We start from the raw sequence: 11,778 nt of genomic DNA, 5'->3' as shown, positions 1-11,778 counted from the left end.
GGTGGACTCCTTGCTGTTCGCGGCGCGCATTGCCGCTACGGGCTACGCCCTTCGCGCCAATGCGCGCCAGCATGAAAAACCAACCACTGTCAGATTTAGTCTAGTCCACCGCAGGTGAGATAGCCCCACCGCTTACCGCGAATTAGCCGCGAACGTATCGCACGATCGCACATCCCCCGACTGAAGCCCGCGCCGTAACCAATAGACGCGCTGCTCGCTGCTGCCATGCGTGAACGTCTCCGGCACGACATAACCCTGGCTTTGCCGCTGGAGGCGATCATCGCCAATAGCGGCGGCGGCCTGCAAGCCCTGCTCGAAGTCACCCGCTTCGATGAGCCGCTGATTCGCGCGCTGCGCATTGTTCGCCCATACACCGGCAAAACAATCGGCCTGCAACTCCAGCCGCACCGATAGTTGGTTCGACTGCGCCTCGCCCGCGCGCCGCCGCGCAGCATCAACCTTCTCGGAGATGCCAAGGAGGTTCTGCACATGATGCCCGACCTCGTGTGCAATCACATATGCCTGCGCAAAGTCGCCCCCAGCGCCGAAACGGCGGCGCAGTTCGTCATAGAACGCGAGATCGATATAAACCTTGCGATCAGCGGGACAATAGAACGGCCCCATCGCGGACTGACCTGTGCCGCATGCCGTCGGCGTCGTGTTCGAAAACATTACGAGCTTGGGCGGCACGTACTGCGCTTGCAATTGAGTCGAAAAAATGGTCGTCCAGGTCCGCTCGATATTGCCAAGCACCTTACGGGTAAAAACCGCTCCCGCATCGGTAGCAGGCACGCCCGCGTTTTGCGCTTGGCTCGGCTGAGCCTGTTGCTGCTCCGCACCCTGCAACGCCGACGCACCTTGCAGGACGACACGCGGATCGATCCCAAAAAAATATGAGGCGGCAAGCGCTACGACGATCGTACCGATGCCTACGGTCGCACGCCGCCCTGCGCCAAAAGCGCCGCGCCGATCCTCAACATTCTGGCTTTCGGTTTCGTCGTCGAGTCTCATGACCGGTATAACCCTATTCGTTGTCGATATCGATAAACCGGGCTCGCAGAGGCAATCCGGCGTCGAAAGTATAACCAACCAATGCGACGGGATCCGTTCGTCTTTTCACTCAAATCGCATGCAATCAACGAGTCAAATCGGCAAGCAAACAAAACGGCCGGTCTCACGACCGGCCGTCCCTATATCGGCATCGAAACCAACGCGGCCCGCTTTTCGATGTCACGCAAGATCGAAGCGATCAAGGTTCATCACCTTGCTCCAGGCCGCGACGAAATCGCGAACGAATTTCTCCTGCGAATCCGCGCTGCCATAAACCTCGGCCAGCGCACGAAGTTCGGAATTCGAACCAAAAACGAGGTCAACACGCGTGCCTGTCCACTTCAACTCACCTGTCGCACGATCACGTCCTTCGAACACGTCATTCGCGTCCGATGTCGGTTTCCACTCAGTGCGCATGTCCAGCAAGTTCGTGAAGAAATCGTTCGTCAGCACTTCCGGCCGTTTGGTGAAAACGCCGTGCTGAGTCTGCTCGAAATTGACGTTCAGCACGCGCAAACCGCCGATCAGTACCGTCAGCTCCGGCGTAGTCAGCGTCAACAATTGCGCCTTGTCGATCAACAGTGCCTCAGCCGATACGGAATACTTACCTTTCAAGTAATTGCGAAAACCGTCCGCGATCGGCTCGAGCACCGCGAAGGATTCGATATCAGTCTGCTCCTGCGATGCGTCCGCGCGCCCCGGCGTAAAGGGCACCGTGACCGCGTGGCCCGCTTGACTCGCCGCGTGCTCGACGCCCGCGCAGCCAGCCAGCACGATCAAGTCGGCCAGCGAAACTTTCTTGCCACCGGACTGCGCACCATTAAACGTGCTCTGGATACCTTCCAGTTTCGCGAGCACCTTCGCCAGACGATCAGGCTGATTAACCAGCCAGTCCTTCTGCGGCGCAAGACGAATCCGCGCGCCGTTCGCGCCTCCCCGTTTGTCGGAACCGCGGAAGGTGGACGCCGACGCCCAAGCGGTCGACACCAATTCCGCAACGGACAGCCCCGACGCCAGAATCTCGCGCTTGAGCGCGACAATATCCTGCTCGTCGATCAATGGATGACCGACCTCGGGAATCGGGTCTTGCCAGAGCAGTTCCTCTGCCGGCACTTCCGGGCCGAGATAGCGGGCGCGCGGCCCCATGTCACGGTGCGTCAACTTGAACCACGCGCGGGCGAACGCATCGGCGAATTGATCAGGATTCTGATGGAAGCGCCTGGAGATTGCCTCGTATGCCGGATCGAATCGAAGCGCAAGATCGGTCGTCAGCATCGACGGCGAACGGCGCTTGGACGGGGGCACAGTGCCAGCGCCTGCATCGCCTTTCGGTTTCCATTGATGCGCGCCGGCGGGGCTCTTCGTCAGTTCCCATTCGTAGCCGAACAGATTGTCGAAGAAATCGTTACTCCACTTCGTCGGCGTGGTAGTCCAGACAACTTCCAGGCCGCTCGTGATCGTATCGTCGCCTTTGCCCGTACCAAAATCGTTCTTCCAGCCAAGGCCTTGCTGCTCAAGGCCGGCTGCCTCCGGCTCGGGCCCCACGTGAGACGCAGGCGCAGCGCCATGTGTCTTGCCGAACGTGTGGCCTCCGGCAATCAACGCCACCGTCTCTTCATCGCTCATCGCCATCCGCGCGAAAGTTTCGCGAATATCCCGAGCGGCGGCGACCGGATCCGGATTGCCGTTCGGACCTTCCGGATTGACGTAGATCAGTCCCATCTGCACGGCCGCGAGCGGATTTTCGAGATCGCGCTCGCCGGTATAACGCTGGTCTCCCAGCCAAGTCTTTTCGGAGCCCCAATAAACATCCTCGTCCGGCTCCCATGCATCCACGCGCCCGCCTGCGAAACCGAAGGTTTTGAATCCCATCGATTCCAATGCGACGTTGCCGGTCAGTATGATCAAGTCCGCCCACGAAATTTTTCGACCATATTTCTGCTTGATCGGCCAGATCAGCCGGCGCGCCTTGTCGAGGTTGGCATTGTCGGGCCAGCTATTGAGGGGTGCGAAACGCTGCTGGCCGCTGCCGGCACCGCCTCGTCCGTCGGCCGTGCGATACGTGCCGGCGCTATGCCAGGCCATCCGGATGAACAGCGGACCATAGTGTCCAAAATCGGCCGGCCACCAATCCTGCGAATCGGTCATCAGCGCCAGCAGATCCTTTTTCACGGCAGCCAGATCAAGGCTCTTGAATGCGTCGGCGTAGTTGAAATCCTTGTCCATCGGATCGGACAAGGACGAATGTTGGCGCAGGAGGTTCAGCTTCAGTTGATTGGGCCACCAGTCTTGGTTCGACGTGCCGCCGCCAGCGGTATGCTTGAACGGACACTTCGTTTCTGTCGACATGCTTCTCTCCTTTGTTCGTGGGGCGTGCAACGCCGCGGCTCAGCCTGGAGCCTGGGCACTGCCCGAGAATAGTACGGGTTCTCGTCTATGAGCGGAAATAGGTTTCCTCAATAGCGACGCAACAAAAAAACTAACGTGAACGCTGATCGCAGCCATCGCTGCGATGATTCGACGTTTTCATGACATTTCCTTGATCTGCGGTCGGCTTGCCAATCCGGAGCGGGCGACGCCCGGTTTCGATCGACGCGCGACGCAGCACGAGCACCTTACCGAAAAACAAGCCATCGTGTTTTTTAGCCGTCTCGCGCCGATATCCAGGTCAAAAGACGATACGGACCGGTGACTTCATGCGGCACATGCTTACATGTGTAGCCCAACGCCGGATAGTACGAAGCAAACAAGACACTCGATATCGAAGCAGCGAAATCAGGCACAACGAACAATGGAGAACCGATAGCAATGGGAGGCCGTCTAGTCAATATTTTGCAGGACGGATCGATTGGGACGGGATTTCGGCTCATCTGCTCCCGACGTTCATACGCGCCTTCCCACCATGCAAAAATAACGCCGCACGCCCCACGCCTCTCATCGCACAGCGCCAAGATTTTTTGGCATAAAATGCGACGTCGATGCATTCCCACCGCACCAGCATCGATCCAATCAGCGTTGCGTCCGATGATCGCAGCGGGTTTGCTCCATAAGAACACGCATACCCCCTTCCCTGAGAGAAGACAATGCCGGCTCACCCGCTATGGTCGACCATCGCCGCGCGAAAGCATGCCGTTCGGACATTCATCGACGGCTATTGCGCCGCACGTAATCAGATAACAGCCACCGTCACTGATCACGCAGATGGCTTTGCCGTCCGATTCAATCCCGAGATGGGCCGGGAATATGAGCATTTCATGATCGAAGGCGCCGCGATGCAAGATGAGCGCGCATTCGCAGCCGGTGCATGGATTACGCAATTCGGAACGGTCGCGCTGCCAAAAACGATACGCGATAAAACATGCAGGCTCGCTGCTGAGCATTTCATGGTCGCCGATATCGCGCAACTCGCGGGCTCCGATGAATTGGCTGCGTCGTTGGCGTGCGCGCTGGATACCGACATCGAGCATTTCAACGCTTGCAGCAAATTCCCCCTGTTTCGATCGAACCCGCGCGCATTTCTTTTTGCACATCGAATCGATGGCCAGATCGCCGCGACCGCCCGCTACGGCTTCGCATCCGATAACGCCATCGTCATCGACCGGGTGGGCACTGGCGATACGTTCCGACGCCGTGGCCTAGCATCCCAGTTGCTCAAGGCGATCGTCTCGCATGCGCGGCGCCGTGGAGCGCAGCGTGCATGGCTCATTTCGACCGATGCCGGCGAGCCTCTTTATCGCTCTGCCGGCTTCGCAAATATTGCTTCGGTGATCGTCGATCAGGTGATGGCGTGACTCGGTCGAATCGGGGGAGCGCTACCACGAGCAGCGTTCGCTGAGATAGCCAGCCGTGCACGGATGATCCAAGCTGCCCGGCTGGAGCGCGGCACGACATCCGGACAACCCGCCATCATCGAACCGGCGGCTTTCGTGGCCCCAGAATAAGGCGCGACAGTGGTTCTTCTCATGGAACCTCGAGCCGGTTACGATTATCGGCTGGGCGGGCGTGTCGCCCCGCCACCGCCGAAGCGAGAACGACCTTGGTTAACACTACGAACGAATTCCAGCAATCCATCGGGCAGGCCGTTCCAGACTGGTCCGCTCGTCCGCGCCCCGCTCCCGTCACACGCCAGGGGCATTACTGCCGCATCGAGCCGCTCAACGCCGACCGCCATGCGGCAGATCTCCACGCTGCCTATGCAACGGCGGCCGACGGCCGCGACTGGACCTACATGGCGGTCGGACCGTTCGACGATGAGGCCAGCTACCGACGCTACGCTGAGAGTGCGGCGGCAAGCGCCAATCCGATGCACTTCGCCGTAATCGATCTCGCGAGCGGCCGCGCAATCGGTACGCTCGCGCTGATGCGCATCGATCCGGCCAACGGTGTCATCGAGGTCGGTTCGGTAGCCTTCTCGCCCCATCTGAAGCGCACGCCGGCGTCAACCGAAGCGCAGCACCTGCTGATGAAATACGTATTCGATGAACTCGGCTATCGGCGTTACGAATGGAAATGCGACAGCCTCAACGCCCCATCACGCAAGGCCGCCGCGCGCCTCGGCTTTCGCTATGAAGGCACATTCCGTCAGGCGGTGGTGTACAAGGGCCGCAATCGCGATACTGCCTGGTTCGCGATTCTTGACAGCGAGTGGCCCACACTCGCGGCGGCATTCGACACGTGGCTGTCCCCCGCCAACTTCGACGCGCACGGCCAGCAACGCCAGTCGCTCACCGCGATCCGTAGCGAACAGGCGGCCGCGCGCGCCCCTGCCAGCCGCCCGCACGCCGGCGCGAGCATCGCGATCCGGTCGCTCAATGGGCACGACGAAGCCGCATGGCGCGAGCTATGGCGCGGCTATCAAGCGTTCTACGAAACCACGCTGAGCGAGGCCGTATTCGCGACGACCTGGGCCCGCCTGCGCGATCCACAGGAACCGATGTTTGCGCTAGGCGCGTTCGACGAGGCCGGCAAACTGCTCGGCATCGTTCATGCGATCTACCATCGCTCGTGTTGGACGACCGAGCCGTACTGCTATTTGCAGGATCTATTTACCGAGCCCGGTGTGCGAGGTCGCGGCGTCGGGCGAGCGCTGATCGAAGCGGTGTACGAGCAGGCGCGTGCCGCCGGGGCAAGCCGCGTGTACTGGCTCACCCACGAAACCAATACGGCCGCTCGCATGCTGTATGACCAACTCGCAGCCAACGCCGGGTTCATTCAATACAGGAAAGACCTGCGTTAGCCGGCCCCACCGACTGTGGCTTTCGATAAAAATCCATTCGGGTTCGCGCATTCTGCCGCAGCGCCGGTTGTCCACCGATTCATCAGACGGCCTGCAAAAGCTGCAAGCGCACGAACCCGCCGATGCTGGCGATACATCGTCCGGCCCAAACGCTGCCGAGCCCGGCATGGGGCATCAGATATTTTTGCGATATCAAGCACGATGCCGTGCCAAAGCGTGCGAATCAGCCACCGAATCAGTTCAAAACCTCAGCGCACACAGGGGTGTTGGCTCCCTACGGACGACAAAACGGCCGGCATAGCCGACCGTCGAAACATAAGCCAAACAAACTTGGCCAACCGTGATCCGACATATTGGCGACAAGTCGTACATCTGACTCATACGCGCCGAGATGGCCAAATCCGTAACAAACGGCGCTTACCCACCGGTATGTTTGCGCACCGCATCCGCCGCCTCGCCGGCTTTCTCCTGCAGCTTGCCGGCAGTCTTTTCGGCGAGCCCTTCAGCTTCAGTCTGGCGATCACCCGTCACCTTCCCAAGCGCCTCTTTCACCGAACCCTTGACTTGCTTGAGCTTACCTTCGATACGATTCTTGTCCATGGTCCACTCCTTCAAAAATCCGCATGATCGACGGTGCAGATGGGCAACCAACACCATCGAGTCAATATGATCCCAATCGCTCGTCACCGCCGAAAGTGACGAATACCCCAGACTGGCTAGTGCATTCGCACTGTTCACTGCGCCATCGGCACTCGCTCGCGCGTTCGTCCGAGCAATGTCGATTCCGCCTTCAGGCCGCATTTCGTTCATATGGCGGGGCACGGAAACCAAAAGTTTGGGATGCGAAACAGAGTGAACGCGCCGCTCGGACAAAGCGAAAAACTCATGCACGCACCTTGTTTTCAAAATCGGCATGGAACCATGCAGGCTCGGCAGCGCCTGCCTTATCGCTTCGCTTTGGCGCCCGGCTTGCCGTTAGCACTCACTGCTCCGACAATGCCGCGCTCGCGCGCCCAGACGATCGCTTCGCTGCGGCTGTGAACATCCAGCTTCGCATAGATGGTCGAAACGTGATTGCGTACCGTGTTCGGTGCAAGACCCAGCCGATTCGCGATTTCCTTGTCCGCCAGACCATCACAGAGCAAATCGAACACATCACGCTCGCGTGCAGTGAGGTCGGACAATTGCGCGCCGGCATCCGGCGCATTCGCACGCCGCACGTTCGCCAGCTTCTCGATCAGCGTGCGGCTGAACCACGTCGCGTCCTGCATCGCGGTCTCGATCGCGTGGACCAACTCCATTTCCGTGCGCTTGCGCTCGGTGATGTCGAGCAACGCAATCAACATGCAGTCTTGGCCGTGGATTGCAACCAGATCGGCGGATACCAAGCAGTTGCGCACATCACCGTCGCGCCCTCGAATTCTCATATCGACATTGCACATGCCGCCATCGCCGCCAAACAGCGCATCGAAACGCCGGCGCACGTCGGCGTCAATCCACAATCCAATCTCGTCAGCGGACTTGCCGAGCACATCCTCATGGGCATAGCCCGTCATCGCGACGAACGCATCGTTCACGTCGAGTAACTCGAAACCGTTCGAAGTAATGATTGCAGTTGCAACGGGCGACATCCTGAACGCCTTCGCAAACCGCTCCTCACTTTGCCGCAACGCTCGCTCTGCTTGCTTACGCGGCTCGAGATCCATGAACGTGAACAGCATGCACGCCTCGTCGCCAATGTCGATCGGCTGCCCCGCTACGACAACCGCCTTCGTGCCGCCACCGGGCAAGGTCAACACTGCTTCCATCTGCGGAATCGTCGCGCCCTCACCTAGACGCTCGATCGCGAGTTCGCGCCGCTCCGCACTTTCGAGCACGTCGACTTCATAAACGGTGCGACCAAGCACATCATCTCGCGTATACCCGGTCATATCGAGAAACCCCTGGTTCACCTTGATATAACGAATATCGCTCAACCGGCAAATCACGGCAGGAGCCGGATTTGCATTGAATGTGCGCTCGAAACGCTGCTCTGCGCTTGCCCACTCCGTTGCATCGTGCAACACCAGCGCCAGACAATCCGGCTCGCCCGCCGCATTCGTCAGCACCAAGCTGCGAATGCGATGCACACGGCACACGTTCTCATCTTCGGCATGAAACACCTCGACCGTTACGTCGCTGAACTCTTCGCCTGCGATCACCCGATCCATCGGGTAGTGCCCCTCCTGCACGGGATGATTGTTCCTGTAGCGCAGCCGAAAACGCTCGCGATACTCGGTGATATCCGTGCCGAGCTCGCTCAGTTCGCTGACGCCGTGCATCTCGAGCGCTGCTTCATTCGCCCAGACAATCCGTTGATCCGGCTCTACAAGGATCACGCCTTCGGTCAGTCCGGCGATGATTTGATGTAACTGGCGCCGGTCGGTATGCGACTTGAGCGCCTGTTCGTCGACTTTCTCGTTCATCGTTTGTATTCCGAATAAGTTGCCGATTGTCGCGAATCCTGGCAAAGCCACCTCGCGAGATGCCCATCGCGCCAGCCGGATGCTCGCACGACGCGCGCAAGAACCAGACACGAATGCACTAATCCGGATAGTACATTCGCATCGTGCGATCCAATCGTTCGATACACCGCGAAACCGATATTGAACCGGGCGAGCCGGCTATCGCCTCTGCCAACGAGCCCTCTCCCGCAGTCCGATGTGCGCGCAACGACACTCTGGTGCAAAAGCACTAATCCGTCCGGTGAATTTGCGCGATGACGATGTCCTGTTGCGCCAGTAAGCTGATTCCGTGTCGACGATTCAACACATTCCCCCGAGAATCATTTCGAAGGAGATAGCGGATGGAACTGCATCAAACACCCGATCCTCAACCGGTCAAACAGCCGCCGGTAGGCGATCCGCCACAATCGCCGAAAAACGATCAACCCGTGCCTGCACAACCGCGGAAACCCCATTCTGCATTTTCATTTCGCCAGGTCAATGTCGACGCGTTCGGCATGAACTGACGCAAACGGATACCTCTTTCCAACGACGCACAAGGAAATATCGATGACCAAAACACAACACATCTCCTCGCTGCTGGCCGTCAGCACGGCATTCCTTTTCGGTTCGGCTGCATTGACGAGTGCCTATGCACAGACCGATGCAGCAAGCGATGTTTCGTCAACCGAATCGAATCAACCGATAACGGATACTTGGATCACCACCAAGGTAAAAAGCGAGCTTGCGACCACCGATGGCGTAAAGAGCCTTGACATCAGCGTAAAAACCGTCGATGGCGTAGTTACGTTGATCGGGGTGTTGCCGACGCACATGGCGGTGAAGAAAGCGATTGCCGTCACGCGCGCCGTCAAGGGCGTCAAACACGTTGACGCATCGGGCTTGAAATCGAAAGCATAACCTGTCCACCGGTTTCAGCCGTTTGCATTTTCAACTCGCCAATAGGAGCACACGATGAACGAAGACAAGATCAAGGGCCAATGGAAACAACTCACCGGCAAGCTGAAGGCCAAATGGGGCAAGCTGACCGACGATGATCTCGCAGTCGCCGAAGGCAACCGCGAGTATCTGGCGGGCAAGATCCAGGAGCGCTACGGGATCGCGCGGGACGAAGCAGAAAAGCAGTTAAAGGATTTCGACCGCGACCTGTAAAACCGGTGTGATGCGTGGCGCCTCCAGGCGCCGCGCCAATCAAAGAAGCACTCTTTTATCTACTTGCCAGGCAAACCGTGGGATCTGCCAGCCACCAGCCCCCCGTCTGCCACGCCGCCCGGCATGAATCTCGGGTTCGACAGATTGCCCGCATTTCATTTCCGAATAATCCCTACACATGGGCCCGAGCATCGAATCGGTCAAATTAAATAAGCAGATAAATTAATTATCCAATGGTCTTCCGCATCACTCGTGGAAATTCATATGCCGCACTACGTTTGCGTTTGCGTTTGAACAAATACGAACCGTGAATTCCTTGCGGATGATTTTGTACAAAACAAGCTGTATTACCCACATCCCCCTGATTATCGAACGATCCGTCGCTCATCGGCTGGAAGCCAAGACCGCTCGCCACCGGATTACTGTGATGCACACTCACAAATTCCAAAAACAGAAACTGTCGACCAATCGAAATTAAAACACAAATCCTCACCCGCACAACAGCTATCAAAAAAACAAAATCCTCATTTGTTTAGCACACACAACGCAAAACCAAAATCAAGATTGCGTTCAATAAAATCCCCAAGTAACATCAAATGGACTTGTAAGGTATTAAGAATGCCGAGCAGGTTGCGGCGGTCAATCCGCCATGTTTAATAACCCCGGTTCACCACACCAGGAGAATTGACATGCAAGAAAATCAACAAATCGACTTGCTCGATTGGATGCAGGAAGACACGCATCCGCAAGCCGTCGACATGATGGTTGAAGACGCCGTGGTACCGTTCGGCACCGCGCTTTGGCCGGTCTGAGCAAGCCACATTGCTTGGCGGAAGGGTGCTATCTCTTCCGCCGCTTTCGGAGACATGCATGCTGAATCTGCACCGTGCACTCGGCTTTCACCCGGCGCTGCGCGACAAGCTCGCACGCGGTGACAAGAGCAAGCTGCTGATTGGCTACGATGCACGTAATCGTGATATTGCGTTGCGCGCGTTTTCCGCGCCGCCCACATCCTTCGACACAGCCATCGTCTGTTTGGAAAGCACACCGCCCAGCGACGTCATCAAGGCGCTCGATCACGCCGACTTGTTCGTTTTGCTATACGACTCGTCGTGCTTGCCAACGCCGTCGCCAAATGGGCCGCCTTTTCTTGCGGCCATTCGGCCGGCGATCGTTGAGCACTGGAGCAAATCAGTGCTGTTCAAAGACTATGGCCCACATCTCGACGAAGCGTTCTCGGAGTCGCTCGATGACATCGCGATACGCAACAACCGGCTGATCGACATAGCCTTGCATGCGTCGCGGATACGATTCGTCGACGAATCGGGTAATAAGCTGGCGGGCTCATTGACGCGTGACCAGAAGTGGACCAGCGTGGACGGCATGGGCAACCTCGATGTCGTACCGGGCGAAATCGCGACGCACATCACCGATCTGCACGGCTCGATCGTCTTCAGCGGCACCTTCCTCAGCACGATTCCGTTTGCGGTCAAATACAAAGTTGTCGAACGGTTCGCGACCTTGCATATCGAGAACAGCACGATTGTCGATTTTGACAGCGATCATGCAGGCTTCCGGCAAGATTTCGCGTCGTACCTGAACCGGCATGCGAATCATCGCAAGATCGAGGAGTTCGGCATCGGCACGAATCTCGGCATCAAGGGCTTATACGGCCGCAACGCCGGTTTCGAGGAACGGCATCCGGGTATGCATCTGGGCCTGGGAGGCGGTGAACAGGGCAGCCACCACTTAGACCTCATCTTCGCCAAGGGCACTCTGATGTTGGACGACAGAACGGTGTTCGACGACGGCGCATTCACCGTTTGACGTTATCGT

11 protein-coding genes are annotated in these 11,778 nt (G+C 58.1%); 7 read left to right on the top strand and 4 right to left on the bottom strand.

Annotated elements, in window-relative coordinates; translation table 11 throughout:
• Positions 1-132 precede the first annotated feature (132 nt).
• Positions 133-1,011 (bottom strand): KPN_02809 family neutral zinc metallopeptidase, encoded by an 879-nt coding sequence (gene ypfJ, locus WS68_RS24365; RefSeq protein ID WP_059573284.1) that lies wholly within the window; start codon positions 1,009-1,011, stop codon positions 133-135.
• Positions 1,012-1,230: 219 nt separating this feature from the next.
• Positions 1,231-3,399 carry a catalase/peroxidase HPI gene (gene katG, locus WS68_RS24360; RefSeq protein WP_059573283.1) on the bottom strand — a complete coding sequence of 723 codons (2,169 nt, stop codon included), beginning with the start codon at positions 3,397-3,399 and terminating at the stop codon, positions 1,231-1,233.
• Positions 3,400-4,133: 734 nt separating this feature from the next.
• Between katG and WS68_RS24355 the strand changes: the two genes are divergently transcribed.
• Positions 4,134-4,841: a GNAT family N-acetyltransferase gene (locus WS68_RS24355; protein WP_082710285.1), complete on the top strand. Its 708-nt coding sequence runs from the start codon at positions 4,134-4,136 to the stop codon at positions 4,839-4,841.
• 245 nt (positions 4,842-5,086) lie between these two features.
• Positions 5,087-6,286, top strand: coding sequence for a GNAT family N-acetyltransferase (locus WS68_RS24350; protein WP_059573281.1), 1,200 nt, complete (start codon positions 5,087-5,089; stop codon positions 6,284-6,286).
• A gap of 417 nt (positions 6,287-6,703) precedes the next feature.
• On the opposite strand, the gene WS68_RS24345 is transcribed toward WS68_RS24350, so the two are convergent.
• Together WS68_RS24345 and WS68_RS24340 are read right to left on the bottom strand one after the other, a co-directional pair.
• Positions 6,704-6,886, bottom strand: coding sequence for a CsbD family protein (locus WS68_RS24345; protein WP_059519510.1), 183 nt, complete (start codon positions 6,884-6,886; stop codon positions 6,704-6,706).
• Between the two features lie 344 nt (positions 6,887-7,230).
• Entirely contained in the window at positions 7,231-8,751 is a 1,521-nt protein-coding gene (locus tag WS68_RS24340; RefSeq protein WP_059573280.1) for a helix-turn-helix transcriptional regulator, read from the bottom strand.
• 380 nt (positions 8,752-9,131) lie between these two features.
• On the opposite strand from WS68_RS24340, the gene WS68_RS28130 reads away from it, so the two are divergent.
• The 5 genes from WS68_RS28130 (at position 9,132) to WS68_RS24320 (ending at position 11,769) form a co-directional block, all read left to right on the top strand.
• Positions 9,132-9,296, top strand: coding sequence for a hypothetical protein (locus tag WS68_RS28130; RefSeq protein ID WP_156429661.1), 165 nt, complete (start codon positions 9,132-9,134; stop codon positions 9,294-9,296).
• A gap of 43 nt (positions 9,297-9,339) precedes the next feature.
• Positions 9,340-9,690 (top strand): BON domain-containing protein, encoded by a 351-nt coding sequence (locus tag WS68_RS24335; RefSeq protein WP_059573279.1) that lies wholly within the window; start codon positions 9,340-9,342, stop codon positions 9,688-9,690.
• Positions 9,691-9,744: 54 nt separating this feature from the next.
• Positions 9,745-9,942, top strand: a complete 198-nt coding sequence (locus WS68_RS24330; protein WP_059519503.1) for a CsbD family protein — start codon at positions 9,745-9,747, stop codon at positions 9,940-9,942.
• A gap of 689 nt (positions 9,943-10,631) precedes the next feature.
• A complete protein-coding gene (locus WS68_RS29325) occupies positions 10,632-10,754 on the top strand; it encodes a hypothetical protein (RefSeq protein WP_059573278.1) in 123 nt (40 codons plus the stop codon).
• A gap of 58 nt (positions 10,755-10,812) precedes the next feature.
• Positions 10,813-11,769, top strand: coding sequence for a hypothetical protein (locus tag WS68_RS24320; RefSeq protein ID WP_059573277.1), 957 nt, complete (start codon positions 10,813-10,815; stop codon positions 11,767-11,769).
• Positions 11,770-11,778 lie beyond the last annotated feature (9 nt).

Origin of the sequence: Burkholderia sp. TSV86, from assembly GCF_001522865.1 — a bacterium.
Classification (GTDB): Bacteria; Pseudomonadota; Gammaproteobacteria; order Burkholderiales; family Burkholderiaceae; genus Burkholderia.
The sequence above is the reverse complement of the archived record's forward strand: the minus strand, read 5'-3'. Positions and strand labels throughout refer to the sequence as shown.